Consider the following 19,706-nt stretch of genomic DNA (forward strand, 5'->3'; position numbering starts at 1 on the left):
TTTCAATAATCATTACCACTTTGTTACTATAATAATGCCTTCAGAACTTTAAATTAAATCACCTTGGCTTTATAAACATCATTAATCATGTCTGAACCAAGATATGTTTTGATAAAAGCCTTTCCGCACCCGCTTAAATTTACAACAATCCTCTATTCATTGTTTACAAACACCTCACGCACCGCCATATTTGCCCTATAAGGCAACAGACCCGCTTTATGAATAATAAGCTGGCCGCGATGATCGGCCGCGATGAAATTTGTAAATCCCCACGGTAACCCATGATACGGATCGTTCAGAAGGGCATAAATAGTGCGTACCAATGGATAATTGCCGTTATATAGATAGAACTGGTAAGGTTTCCAACTGCTTTCAACAGTAGCCGGATGTATCTTGCTTACCGCCATTACTCTTATATTCCTCTTAAATGTGACATTTGTCATATCACGCTTGTCATTAAGCCAATTGGATCCTATTATTCCAATGGAATTAGGATGTTTTTCGACAAAGTCTATAACCTCTGCGGACTTATTTACCGCATATATATTGGGACTGTTTATCGGGCGCCCCCCAAGCAAAGAGTCTACACAGAAATGCACCGTACTCGACTGCTTATTATCGAAAGCGACCTCAATATCCCCCAACTTCGAACCGGGATATAACTTTTCCCATTTTGATACCTTTCCGCTCAATATAAGCCTCAAATCCTTTATGGATATTATAGTGTCGGGGTTGGTATTATTTACTATCAACGCCAACCCGTCGTATGCCAAGGGGATGGCTACCGGCAAAAACTTCCTGTCTTTCAGGTTTTTAAATTCCCGCTCGGTAAATTTTCGTGTCGTGATTGCCAAGCATGTCTTTCCTCTCATCAACATGTTAACGGCATCAAGCTCATTTGTATATTGAGGTATAACCTTTGCATCGGGATATATGCTTTGAAATACCTCTATCTCCTCCTCTATAATAGGACAGAAACTTTCATCAGAGACGAATTTAATCGTCCCTGATGAATAAGTATCCGTTCTACCGTTTTTAGGCTTGTCTTTGCATGACAAAGCCAAGCCTAAAATTAAAGTTAATCCAATTATAAAATTGAATATTCCGTTTCTCATGCTTTTATTGCAATGTGAAAGTAACAGGTACCGTGTATTTCACACGTACCGCAGAACCGTTCTGCTTACCGGGAATCCAATGTGGCATACCTTTAACCACGCGTGACGCTTCTTTATCAAGTGACGGGTCAACCGACTTGATAACCTTCACGTCTGTGATCGAACCGTCGCGCTCAACAACGAACGTCACGATTACACGGCCTTGCACTCCATTCTCTTCTGCGACAGCAGGATATTTGATGTTCTTTGAAAGATATTCGAACAGTGCCTGAGGACCTCCGGGGAATGAAGGCATCTGCTCAACGACATCGAACACTTTCTCTTCTTCTTTCGGAAGTTCCTGTGCGATAACCTCCTTGGCTTTCAACACTTCACCTTCCGACTCATCATTACCTTTAACATCGAAAGAACCGATAGCAGTTGTGGTTTTGGCGAGTTCATCCTGTGATTTAAGCTCGTCTTCCGGCTTAACCTCATCGTCCTTCTTGATTTCAGGAGCGGTGAACTTCACAGAACTCTTCACCTTCTCTACGACTTTCTGTTCCATCTCTACCTTAACCGGTTCCTTACGCTCAACCTTAGCTTCTTTCTTCTTTGCCAACTGAGACAACTCAACATCAGTCTCAATGGCAACCTTCTTCGGTAAAGCATTCTCAATGGCAACCTTCGCCCACAGAGCAACCATAATTGTTATGATTGTCGCAAAAACAAGAATCATCGCTTTAACATTTCGCTTACCCGTGTCCTTACGTAACTGATAAGCTCCATATTTCTTATTCTTGCCTTCAAAGACGAGGTCGACCCAGCTATTGTCTATTAGATCTATTTTCGACATAGTTCTTCTGTTTTTTAATTGTTAGTCACCGATTACTTTATACCCTTTGTATCAAGAAGTTTCTGATCGTCAGGATTAATCTTGTCGATGACATACTTACCAATACTGCAAATCTGCATCTCGTCAAGAGCCTCAACCATATTATTATAGTTAGCAGTATCCAAAGGTTTGATAATGATGGTCAGAGTAGGTATCTTCTCACCGGCAATATTACCCTTCTTCAACTCCTCAAGTTCTTTCTGGTATTCGGCATCAGTCATTTTCGAATTATATGCGAGCTTTCTCTCATCCAATTTCTGCTTTGCCTGCATGATACGGGCAACAGGATTGATACCCTCCTCAGTTGTATGCTGGATCAGCACCTTGCGGATACCGTCTTTTCCCCAACTTGTCTCCTTGATGCAATCGGGATTGTCATACTGCGGCAGTCCCGCTATATAATAAATCTTGTCGTTTGCACCAAGATAAACAGTAATTGTATGAGAAGCCTTTGTCACCGACTTATCCTCTTTCTCTATGTTCTTGTCACTACTCGGCATGGTCAGCTGCATAGCCTGCGGCTTGCTAAGAGTGGTACAAAGCATAAAGAACGTGATAAGAAGCATCATCATGTCCACCATAGGGGTAAAGTCGACCCTGGTGTTCATCTTTTTCTGCTTGCTTGCTTTCTTTTTAGCCATACATTAATCCTCCGCTGACGTTTTAAGATTTGTGATAAGTTGATAACGGTTCTCGTCCATATCCTGAAGTTCCGACATCATCTTCTTTACGACCTTATAAGGTGTCTTCGCATCGCACTTGATTGCGATCTTAATGTCGGGATTTGCATCACGAGCGGCCTTAACCCACTCTTGAAACTCACTATAACCGCCGTTAATGCTGTCGGTGGGGATACCGAGTTTCTGAATTTCTTCAGTCATTTTCTCCGGATCAAGACTGAGGTACTCTGCCAGGACATTCATCGGCGCTCCCACCATGGATTCCTCCTTGAAGTGCTTCAACTGCGTTCCGTTCAGCGTCACGCCGAATTTATCGGTAACAGTCTGGAGCATCGCGTTCATGTCGTTCTTATTATCAGTGCCTATGAATATCTGTCCTTTCGGACTTACAAGAATATTCAAGACATTGTTTTCCGGCACTTTGACCTCTGACACCGAGCTTGGCGTGTTGACCTGCACAGGTTCCGGCTGCAAGAATGTTGATGTCAACATAAAGAAGCACAGAAGCAGTGTCATCACGTCAGACATCGGGGTCATGTCTATCCAGATGTCCTTTTTCTGTATTTTTATTTTACCCATTATATAAATTAATTAAAAGGTAAAACAATTAAGCCTCGTCTGTGTGGTTAACGTCGTAAGTTGTAGCGATAGTGTAACCAACCTCGTCGAGAGCGTAAGTAAGTTTGTCAATCTTGTTTGTGAAGAAGTTATAGATAACAACGGCGAACCAAGATGTCAAAATACCAGAAGCAGTGTTCACAAGAGCCTCGGAAATACCGGCAGAAAGAGCCATAGAGTCAGCGCCACCACCGCTTGACAGAGCCTGGAACGAGTTGATCATACCCAACACAGTACCGAACAGAGCGGTAAGAGTACCCAGAGTAACGATTGTAGCTACGATAGGCAAGTTCATCTGCAGTGTAGGCATTTCAAGCTGTGTAGCCTCTTCGTGAGCCTGCTGTATCTTGGCGATCTTCTGCGCTTTCTTCATTGTGTTGTTGTTCTCAACGTCCTTGTAAGCAGCAATAGAAGCAGACACAACGTTAGCCACCGAACCCTTCATCTTGTCGCAAAGAGCCTTAGCCTCATCAAACTTACCTTCCTTTATCAAAACCTTAACCTGTGCCGTGAACTTAGGCAGGCTCATTGTGCCGAATGCGGACTTCAAGGCGAAGAAACGCTCCACACCGAGACAGATAACAGAAAGAAGCAATGTAAGGATGATACCCACAACGATACCTCCCTTATATACGGTACCCATAAGGTTTGCTGGATGTCCGGCAGTGTCACCTCCAACGAAGTTGTCCGGATTACCGAGAACGAGGAAATAGAAAGAATATGCAGCTATACAGCATATTACAAGAATCCAAAATGCGTTCTTAATACCTCCGAAGCCCGCTTTCTTAGCCGGGGCTGCAGCTTTTTTTGTTGTTGCCATAATTTAATAATTTTAATTTTTTAGTTATTTATAAATTTAAGTTTGTTATATTCACGATTAGTTTTTAAAGCACCGAAATCATCGGCAAACTCATGTTTTCCGTCTTAATCTACCCGCAAAGATAGCAAAATAATGCTTACCACAAGGTTGATTAATATCTTTTAACCTATCATTTGTAAAAAAACAGAGACCGAAATATTCTTTTTGCTTTTTCACTAACACAGTTTTGCCAGCGCATTTTTTATACGTGACATAGCTTCCCTGATATTGTCATCGCTTGTGGCATAGCTCATACGGAAGCAGTCCGGATCACCGAACGCATCACCGCCCACCGTAGCCACATGACCTTCTTCAAGCAGGTAGAGAGCCAAATCGGAAGAGTTTTCAACAATCTTCCCACCGGCTTTCTTTCCGTAAAAACTGCTGCACTTCGGGAATAGGTAGAATGCTCCCTGCGGCACGTTCACTTCAAGTCCCGGAATGTCTTTGGCAAGTGACACGATAAGATCCCTACGACGCTCGAACGCCTTCCGCATGTCTTCCACACACGCCTGCTCTGCCTCGTAAGCATACTGAGCCGCTTTCTGGCTGACAGAGCACGGACCGCTCGTATACTGTCCTTGCAACTTGTTACAACCTTTCACAATCCACTCCGGAGCGGCTATATAACCTATACGCCAGCCTGTCATAGCATACGCTTTAGACACGCCGTTCACTATTATTGTACGCTCCTTCATGCCGTCAAACTGCGCTATGCTCTCATGCTTGCCCACATAATTGATGTGCTCATATATCTCATCGGCAATCACAAACACGTCATCATGCTTCAAAATCACTTCAGCCAGTCTGCCCAACTCTTCTTTCGAGTATACGCTTCCGGTCGGGTTGCTCGGCGAGCACAGTATGAGCATCTTTGTCTTGGGGGTAATAGCGGCTTCGAGCTGTTCGGGAGTGATTTTAAAATCTTGCTCGAAACCGGCCTCAATGATTACCGGTTCACCGCCGGCGAGCTTCGCCATCTGCGGATACGAGACCCAGTAAGGCGCCGGTATTATAACCTCGTCTCCGTCATTGACGAGTGCCATAAGAGCGTTGCAGACGCTTTGCTTCGCTCCGTTAGATACAAGTATCTCGCATGCCGAGTAGTCGAGCCCGTTCTCGTTTTTCAGTTTGGCTGCCACGGCCTCACGCAAGTCGGCGTATCCAGGCACGGGCGAATATCTTGAATAATTATCGTCAATGGCCTTTTTCGCCGCCTCTTTTATGTGTTCGGGCGTATTAAAGTCAGGCTCACCGACACTCATGTTAATAACATCTATGCCGGCTGCTTTCATTTCAGAGCTTTTTTGCGACATAGCCAGTGTTGCCGAGGGGGCAAGTCTTTGCAAGCGATCAGATAATTGTGCCATAATTTAGTATATATTACTTATTTATAATAACTGCAAAATTAATAATTTTATTCTTTCTTCTGAAAGATTTCTTTTTCTTTTTAACCTTATTACACTATAAATCAACATCCATAGGCATGTCAGCTGAGGTTCAGTGTGTGCCCCATGCGCTCTTTCTTGGTCTGCAAGTACTTATAGTCATATTCGTTCGGTGTAATCTCAATGGGCACGTTCTCCACTATTTCCAGTCCGTATGCTTCGAGCCCTACACGCTTCACAGGGTTGTTGGTCATCAGGCGCATCTTATGCACTCCGAGTTTGCGCAACATCTGTGCGCCGCACCCGTAGTCGCGCTCATCGGGCTTAAAGCCAAGATGAACGTTGGCATCCACGGTATCATATCCCTCTTCCTGTAACTTATAAGCAGCGATCTTATTCATCAGACCTATTCCACGGCCTTCCTGCTGCATATATATCAGCACGCCTTTGCCTTCGGCCTCAATCATGCGCAACGCCCTGTGCAACTGCTCGCCGCAGTCACATCGCTTACTGCCCAGAATGTCGCCAGTGGCACACGAGGAGTGAACTCGCACGAGTATCGGTTCATTCTCGTCCCACTCACCTTTTATAAGCGCCATGTGTTCAAGCCCGTTGCTTATCTGCCTGAAAGGCACGAGCTTGAAGTCACCGTATTCAGTGGGCATGCTTACCTTGTTGCCCACCTCGATGAGCGACTCCGTCTTCAACCTGTATTCAATCAGGTCTTTTATGGATATAAGTTTTAAATCAAACTCTTTCGCCATTTCAATCAATTCCGGCAACCGTGCCATGGTACCGTCATCGTTCATTATCTCCATCAACGCCGCCGCCGGATAGAGACCGGCCAACCGGCACAGGTCTATGCTTGCCTCGGTATGCCCGCTGCGACGCAGCACACCATTATCCTGTGCATAAAGCGGGTTTATATGACCTGGACGTCCGAATGTCGTCGGTTTGGATTCGGGATCAGCCAGCGCTTTTATGGTAGCCGCCCTATCATGCGCGGACACGCCCGTACTGCACCCTTCGAGCTTGTCTATCGTCACCGTGAACGGTGTTCCGAGCACTGACGTGTTATCCTCCACCTGATGCGGCAGGTCGAGTTCTGCACAACGCGACAACGTCACCGGCGCGCAGAGCACTCCGCGGGCATGCTTCAGCATGAAGTTAACTTTTTCGGCCGTGATTTTCTCGGCCGCAATTATCAGGTCACCCTCATTCTCACGGTCCTCGTCGTCTACGACAATGACAAACTTTCCTTCCTTGAAATCCGCCAAAGCGTCTTCTATTCTGTTCAATCTTGATATTTCCATTATTCGTTGCTTATATTTAATTTCGGAGACAGGAACAATGCGGAACATCTCATGGCAATCAGCGCCACACACCCTGACTCTCTCCAAAAAAATCTGCCTATCGTTTTCCATTGCCATCAACCGTTGACGCTTCCCGCACCACCCACCGGACTACCACTATCCCTCTTTTTCAGAGAAGGCCTCTTCTATCCTCTTCACAACAGCCTCGTTAGTGCGCCTGATCACACGCAGGTCACCGAGCAGACGCAAACGGAAGCGCCACATCCTTAGATAGAAGAACACACCCAGAGGGAGCACAAGTCCGGTTATGATGTTGAAAGCCTTTCGGCGGAACGGACGCGTATGAGCGTGGGTGGCTATCAGCGGATAGTTGTTCAGTTCATTTAGTATTATCCTGTCTCTCGTATTCGACAGGTCTTCTATAACCTCTTCCAACTCTTCGTTTATATCCCTTATGCGCCTGTCATCGCCATCACGGAAAAACACCCTTATCGGGTTTGGCGCTTTCAGCAGGTTGTGCGTATTCGAATAACCCTCTATCTCGTCACTGATATGAATGAGCCTACCGGCATCCCGCGCATAGTCGGGGTCTTCAATTATCACCTCTTTCTTATATATATTGCGCTTATTGCGCAGTCCGAGCGCAGTGCGCACGAAATTTATATACATGTCTATGTTGAAAACCGTAGAGTCTTTGTTTGCCTTATATGTGAAGAACACCGCCAGGGGAGCAAGCACAATCGTGGAAATCCACTTTCCGAACCATACCGTCCACACTTCGTCTCGAGCCATCTTCATACCCGAGTTCTCGAATATGAAATATATGATGAACACGAGCACCGAGATAATCACCGGCACACCAAGTCCTCCTTTGCGGATTATAGCGCCGAGCGGGGCACCGATAAAAAAGAAGATGATGCACGAGAGCGACATCGTGATCTTTCCTATCGCCTCAATGCGATGGTTGCGGTAGTTTCTGTTCAGTCTGTTGGTGTAGCCGCCCTTCATGTCTATGTCGGCCGCACGCATGCGCACTGTTGAAAGTGCGCTCTTGACCACTTCGAGCTTCTGGTCGCCGGTCATTTTCCCGAACACCGAGTCAATGTCAGCCTTCCCTGCCTCGGCCTCACGGCGCGCCCGCAGCGAGTCGGCCTTATCGAGCGCCATTCCATACGCCTGCATGCGCTTGTTCTCCATGTAATAAGCCCGCCCCACACTGTCATTGAACTCGGCAATAGAATCAATGTCATGATATATCCGCCCAAGACTCTTCGAACGCGCGTCGCCAGCTATGCCCGCCACATCAGCCATATTGAAATCGCCATCAAAGTCAAGCACCATCCGTTTGGTGAAGAATGTTTCCCTGCGGTAAGGCACACTGGCACTTCCCGCCATATCCTGTGACTGCATGTTCTCGAACCACTCGCCGCTATACAGCGTGAGCAACAGGTGTTTTTTCTCTTCCGTAGACTGTAACCGGCCCGAGTCGGCAAGTATTATCGCCGCGTCTTCATAGCCGCTGTTCATCCGGTATATCATCACACCATAGAGCATCCCCGTGCCTACATCCTTGCGCTGCACGTATACATTGCTGCCTGGAATACCATCATAGAACACGCCTTCCGGTATTTCAAGCTCGGGACTCTTCTGCTTCATAGACAGCAGCAACTGCGAGAATGATTTGTTGGCGTCAGGCCCGATGACATTCTGGAAATAAAAAGAACAGAAACTGATCGCCAGCACGATGACAATCAGCGAGCGCGATGCCTGTAAAAGCGATATTCCGGCAGCCTTGATAGCCGTCAGCTCGGAACTTTCACCAAGGTTTCCGAATGTGATTAGCGAAGACAGGAGTATAGCCAGCGGGAGAGCCTGAGGCACAAGCATAATACCCATGTACCAAAAGAACTGGGCAAGTATATCTACCGACAGACCTTTGCCTATCAACTCATCAACATATCTCCACAAGAACTGCATCATCAGCACGAACTGACAGATGAAGAACGTGCCGACAAACAGCAGTCCGAACTGCCTGGCCATGAATATGTCTAACTTACCAATACGAAATTTCATTGCAATCAAAAAACAGCGCCTTGGCACTTATCAGCCTGCAAAATTAGCATAAAAATATCAGAGAACATATATTTTTTCGGTTTTTTATTAAAATAATGTGAATATGCCTCTTTAAGACGACCACGAGTCTGTTTACCTTTCACGAGACAATGGCAACACAATCTTTTTTTATTATATTCAAATAAATTTCCTCTAAAATTTTGCCGTTTCATTTTTTTATACTATCTTTGCACCCGCTAAACGATTACGGCGGGATAGCTCAGCTGGTTAGAGCGTCGGATTCATAATCCGGAGGTCGAGGGATCGTGACCCCCTCCCGCTACACCAATTTAAAGGCGCTTACATGTTACGTAAGCGCCTTTTTGTTTTCCACATACAAACAGCATCCGCCTTACATTTCCTGATATTTTTGCTCAATAAAAAAAATCAAAACTGATTTATAAGCCACAAAAAACGATAATCGTAAGAGGATTGACACCAGCCGTAAACAATGAAAAAAGTTTACCTGACCACCCACGACAACCACCGTATGTCCTGTCAACGCATATCGCAATACGCTTACGGAAATGCACATTTTATCAAATTTGCGAAAAAACAGGATCCAAAACATAAGACTTGATAAATATTTACAAAAAGCGTTCAACATACATGACGAAACGCGATCGAGATCGAGATGAGACACAACGGCATACCGAATGTGAAACAAACCAAAACGTAGCGACCAACAACAATAAATCTATCAAAAATCAAAGTGTTTTTCATGCAAAATCAGCCTGATTTTTACTAGAAAAGCATCAGCTCGCCAAACAAACTTCCACAAACACGCAAGCATAAAAAGTCTGATGTTTTATCTACAAAATACCCACAGCAATTCAGGCCTCGTCCGGCAACCAAAGGATATAAATCAAAAATAAACCGCGACGCAATGTTTTTTCTGTCAAAAAAGATTGTCAAACCAACCCTTTTTATTAACTTTGCAACCTCTATTAAAAAATAATGCATTATATAAAACCGGTATGGCTGAAACAAAAAAAATCAAGACTGCACTCATCTCCGTTTTCCACAAAGACGGACTCGACGAGTTGCTGAAAAAACTTAATGAAGAAGGTGTAGAGTTTCTTTCTACGGGAGGTACGCAACAGTTTATCGAATCGCTCGGCTACAACTGCCGCAAGGTGGAAGACGTGACAACATATCCGTCTATCCTCGGAGGCCGGGTCAAGACACTGCATCCCAAAGTATTCGGAGGTATCCTCGGACGCCGCGACAACGATGGCGACCGCCAGCAGATGGCCCAATACGAAATTCCGGAGATTGACCTCGTAATCGTAGACCTTTACCCATTCGAAGACACCGTGGCAAGCGGAGCTTCCGATGCCGACATCATCGAGAAGATAGACATAGGCGGAATATCGCTCATCCGCGCCGGAGCTAAAAACTTCAAGGATGTAGTGATAGTGCCGAGCAAGGCCGAATATAGCATGTTGCTCGATATAATCAACAAGAACGGAGCACAGACCGACATCGCAGACCGCAAGATGTTTGCCGAGCGTGCATTCGGAGTGAGCAGCCACTACGATACCGCCATACACGAGTGGTTCGCAAAATAATTCACAATTCAATGTTTGCGGCCGGTAGATGCCATAAGCGGAAGCCAACACAAAAGGCATGTCGGCCGCAAACCATTGAGATTTAAAACCGTAAAAGACAATGGGATTTTTTTCTTTTGTTCAGGGAATAGCGATGGATCTTGGCACAGCCAACACCATCATCATCAGTGACGACAAGATCGTGGTCGACGAACCGTCTGTGGTGGCTCTCGACCGCCGCACGGACAAAATGATTGCCGTGGGCGAGAAAGCGAAACTGATGTACGAGAAGACCCACGAGAACATACGCACCATACGTCCGTTGCGCGACGGAGTTATTGCCGACTTCTCTGCCTGCGAGCAGATGATGCGCGGACTTATCAAAATGGTACACACTGGAAGCAGGCTCTTTTCACCGTCGTTGCGAATGGTCATCGGCGTGCCTTCAGGCTCTACCGAAGTGGAGCTGCGTGCTGTACGCGACTCGGCCGAGCATGCCGACGGACGCGATGTGTATCTGATTTTCGAGCCTATGGCCGCGGCTATAGGCATCGGCATCGACGTGGAAGCGCCTGAGGGAAACATGATTGTAGACATCGGTGGAGGCTCGACCGAGATTGCGGTAATCTCACTCGGAGGTATCGTGAGCAACAACTCCATACGAGTGGCCGGTGACGACCTCACAGCTGACATACAGGAATACATGAGCCGCCAGCACAACGTGAAAGTGAGCGAGCGCATGGCAGAGCGCATCAAGATACACGTAGGCTCGGCACTCACGGACCTCGGTGACGAAGCTCCGGAAGACTATGTGGTGCACGGCCCAAACCGCATCACAGCTCTGCCAATGGAAGTCCCCGTGTGCTATCAGGAGATTGCCCACTGCCTCGACAAGACAGTAGCCAAGATAGAGAGTGCGGTACTCTCTGCGCTTGAAAACACTCCGCCCGAGCTTTATGCCGACATCGTGAAAAACGGAATTTACCTCAGTGGTGGCGGTGCCTTGCTTCGAGGACTCAACAAGCGACTTACCGACAAGATGGGTATACAGTTCCACGTGGCCGAAGACCCGCTGCACAGCGTAGCCAAGGGAGCGGGCATAGCGCTTAAAAACGTAGACCGGTTCTCGTTCCTGATGAGATAGTTTTAAAGATAAAAAAGTAAAAGGGCAAAAGGGTAAAAAAGTAATGACAAGGTCATGGAAGACCGAAAAGGGGAAGGCTACAGACTGAAAGTTTATACAAAGGCAAACCGGCAATACGAAAAAGTCAAACCGTAAGTATAGAAAGACAAGTCGGAAGTATGTAAAAGACATACGGAAACCATGAAAGCCGTAGAGACTACAGAAACCATCCATGAGGCAAATTTCTCCCGTACAATATCTTTTTACCTTCTACTTTTTTACCTTTTTACCTTTAAAAGTTTTTTATGCGTAATCTGTTAGAGTTTCTCACCAAGTACTATCACTGGCTGCTGTTCGTGGTTCTCGAAGTCGCATCGGCAGTACTACTGTTCGGATACAACAATTATCAAGGCAGTGTATGGGTGTCGTCGGCCAACGCCGTCACGGGAAAGATATACGAATGGCACTCTGCCGTGGAGTCGTTTTTCTCGCTGATACAGGTCAACGAGGAACTGACGCTTCGCAATTTTTATCTCGAACGCCAGGTAAACCAACTGTCAAGACTGTATACCGAAGCCACCGGTGACAGCATGGCCACCGACAAAGGTGAGCTGCGCATGCTCAGACAATACACCCTGGTACCGGCAAAGGTGGTGAGCAACTCGCTCGAAAAGGAAGACAATCTCATAACCATTAACCGCGGGAAGGCGGACGGCATCGAACCGGACATGGGCGTGGCGTGCGGCACAGGCATAGTGGGGGTAACTTATCTCGTGTCCGACCACTACACCGTGGTGCTTCCGGTTCTTAACACCAAGTCGCGGATAAGCTGCGCAATACGCGGCCGCGGATATTTCGGATACCTGCACTGGCAGGGCGGCGACCCAGGAACAGCGTTTGTGGAAGACATACCCCGACATGCCAGATTTAAACGGGGAGACTGGGTCGAGACAAACGGATACTCGTCGATATTTCCGCCTGGAGTGCTCGTAGGAAAGATTTTGCAGGTATACAACTCGCGCGACGGGTTGTCGTACAGACTCAAAGTACAGCTTACCACCGACTTCGGACGACTGCGCGACGTGTGTGTAATCAATGACAAGAGCATAGCCGAAAAGGCTAAACTGATAGGGGCGGCAAGAGACTCCATGCAGAATACAATAAGAAGATAAATCCATAAAAGCATGACTTTCGAACTGATAAAACGGACCGGCATTTTCATTGCGCTGTGCCTGATGCAGGCACTGGTGCTCAATCGCATACATCTGTTCGACTGCGCCACACCGCTACTCTACGTTTATTTCGCCATCACAATACCGAGAAACCATCCCAAGTGGGCAGTGCTCTTGTGGTGCTTCCTGCTTGGCCTTGCGATAGACACTTTCTCAAACACACCCGGAGTGGCATCGGCATCACTTACGCTCATAGGTGCCATACAACCATACTACCTCGAACTTTTCATTCCCCGCGAAGCGACAGAAGACCTCGTGCCGTCGGCATCCGAACTTGGCACGATGAAGTATTCTTTTTACGCCGGGACACTCATCATCCTGTATTGCCTCGCTTTCTTCACGCTTGAATCCTTCAACTTCTTCAACTGGTTACAGTGGCTCGAATGCGTGGGAGGCAGTGCTGCATTGACTTTTGTTTTAATCCTCACCATAGAGAGCGTCAGGAAAAAGTGAAAGACTACGGACTCGAAAACAGACGGTTTATCATTGCCGGGGTGGCCATTGTCATCGTGGTGACGTATATCATCAGACTGTTCACCTTGCAGATAATGAGCGACGACTATAAGAAAAACGCCGACTCAAACGCATTTCTCAAAAAGATCGAGTACCCGTCACGGGGTGTCATCACCGACCGCAACGGCAACCTGCTTGTGTACAACCAGCCGGCATACGACATCATGGTGGTGATGAACGAGACCAGAAACCGTCTCGACACGACCGAGTTCTGCAACACGCTGAACATCACCAAGGAGTTCTTCGACAGCCGGATGGAAACCATCAAAAATACTCCCGGATACTCCCGGTTTACACAGCAACTGTTCATGAACCAGCTTTCGGACAGGGAATTCAGCGTATTCCAGGAGAAAATGTACCGCTTTCCTGGCTTCTACATACAGCGACGAAGCATCCGGCAGTATCAATATCCCTATGCGGCGCACGTCCTTGGCGACGTGGCGGAAGTGTCACCAGCCGACATCGAGGAAGACGATTACTACATATCGGGCGACTATATTGGGAAATTAGGCGTTGAACGGAAGTACGAGAAACAGCTGCGCGGAGAGAAAGGAATAAAGATTTTGCTGCGCGACGCAAGAGGACGATTGCAAGGCAGCTATCAGAACGGAGCGTTAGACAGGCGTCCCGTGGCAGGAAAGAACCTCACGCTGACAATCGACTTGAAGCTGCAAGCATTGGGAGAGAGACTCCTCGAAGGGAAGATAGGCAGCATAGTGGCTATCGAGCCGTCTACCGGTGAGGTGCTCTGTATGGTGTCTTCACCCACATTCGACCCAAGAATGATGGTAGGCAGACTGAGGAGCAAAAACCACTCGCAGCTCGCTCTCGACACATGGAAGCCGTTGCTCAACCGAAGTATAATGGGACTTTACCCTCCTGGCTCTACTTTCAAGACCACACAGGCACTGACATTTCTCAACGAAGGGATAACCTCCACAACCACTGCATATCCCTGCCACCGCGGATTCTATCACCGGGGACTGCATCTCGGATGCCACGGTCACAGTTCTCCGATTGCCGTTGTGGGCGCGTTGAGCACCTCATGCAACGCTTATTTCTGCTGGGGTCTGTATCACATGATAGGCAACCGCAAGAAATACGGCAATGTGCAGACAGCCATGAACACATGGCGCGACTACATGGTAAGCATGGGCTTCGGATATAAACTGGGCATAGACCTGCCCGGAGAGAAACGGGGCCTGATACCGAACGCCGAGTTTTACGACAAAGCCTACCGCGGATCGTGGAACGGACTGACCATAATAAGCATATCGATCGGACAGGGTGAGGTGACCGCGACACCGCTTCAAATAGCCAATCTCGGAGCCACAATCGCCAACAGAGGCTATTACTACGTGCCTCACGTGGTGAAAAAAGTACAGGACGAGCCGCTCGACACCACATATACACGCCGCCACTACACAATGGCGGAAAGCCGGGCCTACAACTATGTGGTGCAGGGCATGCGTTCATCCGTACTCGGCGGTACGTGCAGAGCCCTCGGGAAGTATGATTTCATGGCGTGCGGCAAGACCGGAACAGCCCAGAACCGCGGTCACGACCACTCCGTATTCATGGGCTTTGCGCCAATGGACAACCCTCAAATAGCCATCGCCGTGTATGTGGAGAACGGCGGATGGGGAGCCGATTACGGTGTGCCGATAGGCGGACTGATGATGGAACAGTATATAAACGGCAAGCTATCGGAAGAATCCATGAAGCAAGCTGACGACTTCCAGCGCCGCCGCATAGCATACGGAACGAGAGACAGATAAACGATTATAAAAAGACCCGGAAAACAATATCCGAAAAGCAAGTAAACGACAAAGATGAAGCAACGAACCGACAAGCCGCAAGGCGTGCTCCGCTCTCTCGACTGGTGGACGATAGGAATATATCTGGCACTCCTCACATTCGGATGGATAAGTGTCTGCGGAGCGAGCTACACATACGGAGACACCGACATATTCAGCCTCGACACCCGATCGGGCATGCAGATTGTATGGATTGGCACGTCGATATGCCTGGGTTTCGTGCTGCTGATGCTCGACGACAGGTTCTACGACACCTTCTCATATATCATATATGCCGCATTACTGCTGCTGCTTTTCGCCACGATATTCAATCCCCACTCGATAAAAGGCTCCCGATCATGGCTCGTCCTCGGTTCGCTACGCCTGCAACCGGCCGAGTTTGCCAAGTTCGCCACGGCTCTGGCACTTGCCAAGTTCATGAGCGGCTACGGCTACAGCATACACAAATTGAAAGACTTCGCCGTCACAATGGGCATCATTATCACGCCCATGCTCTTCATCATATTGCAGCGAGAGACCGGTTCGGCACTCGTGTATCTCGCTTTTTTCCTCATGTTCTACCGCGAGGGAATGCCGGGCAGCGTGCTTTTCACAGGTGTGGCGGCTGTCATTTACTTTGTCGTAGGCATTCGTTTCGAGTCTACCATGCTTCTCGACACCCCCACATCCATGGGCAAGTTCATTGTACTCTTGCTCGTACAAGTGTTCACTTCACTGATGATCGGAGTATATTGCAAGGAAAAAAAGATAATGTTCCAGATGCTCGCATACTCTCTCGGCATCACGCTTATATGTTTTCTGTTCTCCAAATACGTGATACCGTTCGACGTGGTATGGGTGCAACTGGCCATCAGCGCCATCATGACCGGCATACTGTTATGGCGCGGACTGGCAACCCGGATACGAAGTTATTTCTTCATCATGATGTTTGCCCTCGGCTCTATGGCATTCTTCTATTCGGCCGATTACGTACTCAATAATGTGATGGAGCCTCACCAACGTGTACGAATAAACGTGCTTCTCGGTCTTGAGGAAGATCTTTCCGGAGCCGGATACAACGTGCATCAGAGCGAGATTGCCATCGGTTCGGGCGGAATTGAAGGCAAAGGCTTCCTGCAAGGCACGCAGACAAAACTTAAATTCGTACCCGAACAAGACACGGACTTCATCTTCTGCACCGTCGGTGAGGAGGAAGGCTTCCTCGGGTCCACAGGAGTATTGCTGCTGTTCCTCGCCCTCATACTCCGCCTCATCCACCTTGCCGAGCGGCAACCGTTCCGCTTCGGCCGTGTATACGGCTATTCCGTACTTTCCATATTCCTGTTCCACGTGTTCATAAACGTGGGCATGGTGCTCGGCCTTACTCCCGTGATAGGTATCCCCCTGCCCTTTTTCAGCTATGGCGGCTCATCGCTGTGGGGGTTCACTTTCCTGCTGTTCATATTCCTCAGGATAGACGCCGGCCGCAATTTAGCGAGAAACTGATCCGCCCTGTCGCCCTATCTTATCCTGTCTATCCGCACTCCTATGTCGGCTATACCCGGCATGATTTCTCGTATCATGTTGTGCCGTACATTTATACGGAGTGAATCTCCGCTGTCGAGCCTTATGTTTTTAAGGTGGTATTTATATTGATAACAGCTCACTCCGCGCCCTTTCACAGCCCCGTCGTCCGCTATCAGCTTACAGTCCAGCGTATCGCTTATCATAACTCCCGACGGGAGTATCGTCTGGTCCACTATCAGGCATAATCCTGTGAACGGGTAAGAACCGTTTATCCGCAAGCCGATATGCTCACGATAATCACCCGCCACAGCCATCGGACTGACGTTGAACGTCAGTGTGTCGTTCTTCTCCCACCCCTCTATCGGCGTGTGCTCATAATGGTAATAAACGGTTTTACGGTTGCAAGACACAAGCGCCGTCGCAACCGTAAGTACCATCAGAGCCTCAATTGCCCTGTCCTTTATTGTTCTGTTCCCTCGCATCCCGATGCTGATTATTTCTCGGCGGCCGGTTACCTTGTCTGCGACCGCCTCTTCCATGTTGTGGTCTCTGGCTGTTTTCCGCCGCCGCTTCAGGCGCGTTCTGCCGGCCGGCAGCCGGCTTTCGCGGCCTGCGGGTCTCCTCCTGGCCGTCTTGCCGTGGCGGACGCCTGCCCGATTTCTTCTTTTTCCTGGCCTTGTCAAACCTTGATATGTTCTCATTGGCAAGCAGGTCCACCGGCCGTCCGCTGTCTTTATTTCCTCCGTCCTCTTGAAGAGACAGCGGCTTTTCGCCTCTCCGGTTCATCTCTATCACCGCCTTGGCCCGCTCCGCACTTATCACCTCAAGATTGGCAGCCATGCCCTTGTCAGTGGAGTATGTCACCATCCCGGCCAGAATATCGGACTTGAAGAGATAATAATCGCTGTCCTGCGTCTGCAATACGACTTCTTTGCTTGGCAACCGGCGGCCCGCTTCAACATAGTTGTCGACCTCATAGTTGAGGCAACACTTCAACTTGGCACACATACCCGCCAGTTTCTGCGGGTTGAGCGATATATCCTGGAAGCGCGCCGAGTTTGTGTTCACGCTCACGAAGTTTTTCATCCACGTGGCACAGCACAGTTCACGGCCGCACGGGCCCGTACCGCCTATGCGCCCCGCCTCCTGCCGAGCGCCTATCTGCTTCATCTCGATCCTCACATGAAACGTCTCGGCGAGCACCTTGATTAGCTGGCGGAAGTCTACACGCTCGTCAGCTATGTAATAGAATATGGCCTTGTTGCAGTCGCCCTGATACTCCACGTCGCCTATTTTCATCTTCAAGCCGAGATTTTTCGCTATCTGGCGGCTCTCTATCATCGTCTCGTGCTCACGGCTCTTTGCCTCACGATATTTATCCATATCCACCGGCCGGGCAATGCGGTATATACGCTTTATGTCATCTGCCGAGCGCAAGTTGGCTTTCTTCAACTGCATCTTGACAAGCCGTCCTGTGAGTGTCACCACTCCGATATCATGTCCGGGATTGGCCTCAACGGCCACGATGTCCCCTTTTTTCAGGTCAAGCCGGTTCACGTTGTGATAATATCCCTTTCTCGTATGCTTGAACTGCACCTCCACAAGGTCTGTGTCGTCGGTATTTCCGGGCACGTCAGCCAGCCAGTCGTATGTGTTAAGCTGCCTGTCCTGCCGGCCTACGGCTTCCTTGCACAGTCCCCGTCCGCACCCGCAGAATATCTCGTTTTCCTTTTCTTTGATGTCCATATCTTATTTCTATTATTTTATCTTTAATTATTTCTTCGCGCCACGGCATCTTCCGTCAGCTCTTCCGGATGAGCAATACTATCATTTGCAAAGCCATATCGAAAAACACTATCTTGCCGTTGGCGTTCTGCCCTATATCTCTTATGGCCCTGTTCACGAGGTCGCATATCGGCAATATGTTTGCCTCGTTGATGAAACGTGCAAAGTTCCGGGCAAACTCCTCTTCCTCCCTTGTCATGTATATGAGGTCGGGATTGCGGAAGTTATACATGAAATTCTCACGAGCCATCCGCAGGAAATATTCAAGAAAGCGTTTCTGCTTCTCACGGCCGAGTGACTGCATGGTGTCGCTCCACTTCTTCAGTTCCTTGACGTTGCGCATATACGCCAGCCTCATCAGCGTGCGGAACATATCGAGAAACAGCCTGCTCTCGCTGTCGGCACTCAACAGCTCGAGCGCTTTAATCCAGTCGCCGTCGGCCATCCGGGCTGTCCTTGCCGCATCGTCGGCCGACAGTCCGCGCCGTTCGGCGAGAGCCTGCCTCATGCTTGCCTCGTCAATGCGCCTCATGTCAATGCGCTGTGTGCGGCTGCGTATTGTCTCGAGCAGTTTGTCCGGCTCGTCGCATACCATGATGAACACAGTGTGACTCGGCGGTTCCTCTATGAGCTTGAGCATCTTGTTGGCACACTCGATATTCATGCGCTCCGGAAGCCATATTATCGACACCTTATAACCGCCACGGCTTGATTTCAGACTCAGCTTGCGTGTCAGCTCGTCACTCTCGCCCGCCGTGATGATGGCTTGCTGGTTTTCCGCTCCCATGGCCGTCATCCACCTGTCCATGGTGAAATAATGGCCGTCGGCGAGCATCTCGCGCCATTCCCGTGCGAAATCATCGCTCACCGGCTTGTGGTCGCTTCCCATCGAGGGCAACTTTATGGTGGGAAAAGTGAAGTGCAGGTCGGGATTGTTGAAAAGCGACACCGAGGCACCGGCGACCGGCGGTTGCTGCTCGCCATGCGCGGCAGCGACAGGGTCGAGCGACAGCAGATGGCGGGCGAATGCGATGGCGACGGCCATCTTTCCGCAGCCACGAGGGCCGCAGAGCATCATGGCATGGGGCAAACGGTTCTCCGCGCATAAGCGCATCAGCCGTCCGCAGGTGTCGCCCTGCCCTATCACTTCATCGAAACTCATCGTCATCATCCCTTTCTATATGTCACATTCTTTATTTCCCGCATTCTGCGTCATACGGC

The 19,706-nt window shown here is 48.7% G+C and carries 18 protein-coding genes and 1 tRNA gene; 7 read left to right on the plus strand and 12 right to left on the minus strand.

What is annotated here, in order from left to right; translation table 11 throughout:
• Positions 1-152 precede the first annotated feature (152 nt).
• The 9 genes from HPS53_RS09360 to HPS53_RS09400 all read right to left on the minus strand — a co-directional run bounded on the left by HPS53_RS09360 (position 153) and on the right by HPS53_RS09400 (position 9,132).
• Entirely contained in the window at positions 153-1,115 is a 963-nt protein-coding gene (locus tag HPS53_RS09360) for a PstS family phosphate ABC transporter substrate-binding protein (RefSeq protein ID WP_172205846.1), read from the minus strand.
• 4 nt (positions 1,116-1,119) lie between these two features.
• On the minus strand, positions 1,120-1,950 hold the full coding sequence (locus tag HPS53_RS09365; protein ID WP_172205848.1) for an energy transducer TonB: 831 nt from the start codon (positions 1,948-1,950) through the stop codon (positions 1,120-1,122).
• A gap of 32 nt (positions 1,951-1,982) precedes the next feature.
• Entirely contained in the window at positions 1,983-2,630 is a 648-nt protein-coding gene (locus tag HPS53_RS09370) for a biopolymer transporter ExbD (RefSeq protein ID WP_104368660.1), read from the minus strand.
• Between the two features lie 3 nt (positions 2,631-2,633).
• Positions 2,634-3,248 (minus strand): biopolymer transporter ExbD, encoded by a 615-nt coding sequence (locus tag HPS53_RS09375; RefSeq protein WP_104368659.1) that lies wholly within the window; start codon positions 3,246-3,248, stop codon positions 2,634-2,636.
• Positions 3,249-3,276: 28 nt separating this feature from the next.
• Complete coding sequence (locus HPS53_RS09380) at positions 3,277-4,107, minus strand: MotA/TolQ/ExbB proton channel family protein (protein WP_104368658.1); 831 nt, start codon at positions 4,105-4,107, stop codon at positions 3,277-3,279.
• A 215-nt stretch (positions 4,108-4,322) separates the two neighbouring features.
• Positions 4,323-5,516 carry a pyridoxal phosphate-dependent aminotransferase gene (locus tag HPS53_RS09385; protein ID WP_104368657.1) on the minus strand — a complete coding sequence of 398 codons (1,194 nt, stop codon included), beginning with the start codon at positions 5,514-5,516 and terminating at the stop codon, positions 4,323-4,325.
• Positions 5,517-5,635: 119 nt separating this feature from the next.
• Positions 5,636-6,847, minus strand: a complete 1,212-nt coding sequence (locus tag HPS53_RS09390) for a bifunctional 3,4-dihydroxy-2-butanone-4-phosphate synthase/GTP cyclohydrolase II (RefSeq protein ID WP_104368671.1) — start codon at positions 6,845-6,847, stop codon at positions 5,636-5,638.
• Between the two features lie 156 nt (positions 6,848-7,003).
• Complete coding sequence (locus HPS53_RS09395) at positions 7,004-8,920, minus strand: LptF/LptG family permease (protein WP_104368670.1); 1,917 nt, start codon at positions 8,918-8,920, stop codon at positions 7,004-7,006.
• Positions 8,921-8,925: 5 nt separating this feature from the next.
• The gene (locus tag HPS53_RS09400) at positions 8,926-9,132 is read right to left on the minus strand and encodes a hypothetical protein (RefSeq protein WP_172205849.1); all 207 of its coding nucleotides are present in this window, start codon (positions 9,130-9,132) and stop codon (positions 8,926-8,928) included.
• Between the two features lie 36 nt (positions 9,133-9,168).
• Here HPS53_RS09400 and HPS53_RS09405 point away from each other — a divergent pair.
• The 7 genes from HPS53_RS09405 to rodA all read left to right on the plus strand — a co-directional run bounded on the left by HPS53_RS09405 (position 9,169) and on the right by rodA (position 16,679).
• Positions 9,169-9,242 (plus strand) — tRNA-Met (locus HPS53_RS09405).
• A gap of 694 nt (positions 9,243-9,936) precedes the next feature.
• Entirely contained in the window at positions 9,937-10,530 is a 594-nt protein-coding gene (locus HPS53_RS09410) for an IMP cyclohydrolase (RefSeq protein WP_104369295.1), read from the plus strand.
• A gap of 100 nt (positions 10,531-10,630) precedes the next feature.
• Positions 10,631-11,653 (plus strand): rod shape-determining protein, encoded by a 1,023-nt coding sequence (locus HPS53_RS09415; protein WP_104369296.1) that lies wholly within the window; start codon positions 10,631-10,633, stop codon positions 11,651-11,653.
• A 284-nt stretch (positions 11,654-11,937) separates the two neighbouring features.
• Complete coding sequence (gene mreC, locus HPS53_RS09420; protein ID WP_104369297.1) at positions 11,938-12,804, plus strand: rod shape-determining protein MreC; 867 nt, start codon at positions 11,938-11,940, stop codon at positions 12,802-12,804.
• A 12-nt stretch (positions 12,805-12,816) separates the two neighbouring features.
• Positions 12,817-13,317 carry a rod shape-determining protein MreD gene (gene mreD, locus HPS53_RS09425; protein ID WP_104369298.1) on the plus strand — a complete coding sequence of 167 codons (501 nt, stop codon included), beginning with the start codon at positions 12,817-12,819 and terminating at the stop codon, positions 13,315-13,317.
• The gene (mrdA, locus tag HPS53_RS09430) at positions 13,314-15,155 is read left to right on the plus strand and encodes a penicillin-binding protein 2 (RefSeq protein ID WP_172205851.1); all 1,842 of its coding nucleotides are present in this window, start codon (positions 13,314-13,316) and stop codon (positions 15,153-15,155) included. The genes mreD and mrdA overlap by 4 nt, the downstream gene beginning before the upstream one ends.
• Positions 15,156-15,209: 54 nt before the next feature.
• The gene (gene rodA, locus HPS53_RS09435; protein WP_104369300.1) at positions 15,210-16,679 is read left to right on the plus strand and encodes a rod shape-determining protein RodA; all 1,470 of its coding nucleotides are present in this window, start codon (positions 15,210-15,212) and stop codon (positions 16,677-16,679) included.
• Between the two features lie 14 nt (positions 16,680-16,693).
• Here the strand turns inward: rodA and HPS53_RS09440 are convergent, their stop codons facing one another.
• From HPS53_RS09440 to HPS53_RS09450, 3 genes are read right to left on the minus strand one after another with little or no spacing between them, the layout of a single operon-like run.
• A complete protein-coding gene (locus HPS53_RS09440) occupies positions 16,694-17,182 on the minus strand; it encodes a gliding motility lipoprotein GldH (protein WP_104369301.1) in 489 nt (162 codons plus the stop codon).
• Positions 17,145-18,446, minus strand: coding sequence for a regulatory iron-sulfur-containing complex subunit RicT (locus tag HPS53_RS09445; protein ID WP_104369302.1), 1,302 nt, complete (start codon positions 18,444-18,446; stop codon positions 17,145-17,147). The genes HPS53_RS09440 and HPS53_RS09445 overlap by 38 nt, the downstream gene beginning before the upstream one ends.
• A 55-nt stretch (positions 18,447-18,501) precedes the next feature.
• A complete protein-coding gene (locus tag HPS53_RS09450; protein WP_172205951.1) occupies positions 18,502-19,647 on the minus strand; it encodes an AAA family ATPase in 1,146 nt (381 codons plus the stop codon).
• Between the last annotated feature and the right edge of the window lie 59 nt (positions 19,648-19,706).

Source organism: Prevotella sp. PTAC (assembly GCF_013166535.1).
In the GTDB taxonomy this organism is placed as follows: Bacteria; Bacteroidota; Bacteroidia; order Bacteroidales; family Bacteroidaceae; genus Prevotella.

Excerpts from the sequence above, each read along its gene's own strand:
- HPS53_RS09360 (WP_172205846.1), bottom strand. The coding sequence starts at position 1,115 with ATGAGAAACGGAATATTCAATTTTATAATTGGATTAACTTTAATTTTA.
- HPS53_RS09365 (WP_172205848.1), bottom strand. The coding sequence starts at position 1,950 with ATGTCGAAAATAGATCTAATAGACAATAGCTGGGTCGACCTCGTCTTT.
- HPS53_RS09370 (WP_104368660.1), bottom strand. The coding sequence starts at position 2,630 with ATGGCTAAAAAGAAAGCAAGCAAGCAGAAAAAGATGAACACCAGGGTC.
- HPS53_RS09375 (WP_104368659.1), bottom strand. The coding sequence starts at position 3,248 with ATGGGTAAAATAAAAATACAGAAAAAGGACATCTGGATAGACATGACC.
- HPS53_RS09380 (WP_104368658.1), bottom strand. The coding sequence starts at position 4,107 with ATGGCAACAACAAAAAAAGCTGCAGCCCCGGCTAAGAAAGCGGGCTTC.
- HPS53_RS09385 (WP_104368657.1), bottom strand. The coding sequence starts at position 5,516 with ATGGCACAATTATCTGATCGCTTGCAAAGACTTGCCCCCTCGGCAACA.
- HPS53_RS09390 (WP_104368671.1), bottom strand. The coding sequence starts at position 6,847 with ATGGAAATATCAAGATTGAACAGAATAGAAGACGCTTTGGCGGATTTC.
- HPS53_RS09395 (WP_104368670.1), bottom strand. The coding sequence starts at position 8,920 with ATGAAATTTCGTATTGGTAAGTTAGACATATTCATGGCCAGGCAGTTC.
- HPS53_RS09400 (WP_172205849.1), bottom strand. The coding sequence starts at position 9,132 with ATGAAACGGCAAAATTTTAGAGGAAATTTATTTGAATATAATAAAAAA.
- HPS53_RS09410 (WP_104369295.1), top strand. The coding sequence starts at position 9,937 with ATGGCTGAAACAAAAAAAATCAAGACTGCACTCATCTCCGTTTTCCAC.
- HPS53_RS09415 (WP_104369296.1), top strand. The coding sequence starts at position 10,631 with ATGGGATTTTTTTCTTTTGTTCAGGGAATAGCGATGGATCTTGGCACA.
- mreC (WP_104369297.1), top strand. The coding sequence starts at position 11,938 with ATGCGTAATCTGTTAGAGTTTCTCACCAAGTACTATCACTGGCTGCTG.
- mreD (WP_104369298.1), top strand. The coding sequence starts at position 12,817 with ATGACTTTCGAACTGATAAAACGGACCGGCATTTTCATTGCGCTGTGC.
- rodA (WP_104369300.1), top strand. The coding sequence starts at position 15,210 with ATGAAGCAACGAACCGACAAGCCGCAAGGCGTGCTCCGCTCTCTCGAC.
- HPS53_RS09440 (WP_104369301.1), bottom strand. The coding sequence starts at position 17,182 with ATGCGAGGGAACAGAACAATAAAGGACAGGGCAATTGAGGCTCTGATG.
- HPS53_RS09445 (WP_104369302.1), bottom strand. The coding sequence starts at position 18,446 with ATGGACATCAAAGAAAAGGAAAACGAGATATTCTGCGGGTGCGGACGG.
- HPS53_RS09450 (WP_172205951.1), bottom strand. The coding sequence starts at position 19,647 with ATGAGTTTCGATGAAGTGATAGGGCAGGGCGACACCTGCGGACGGCTG.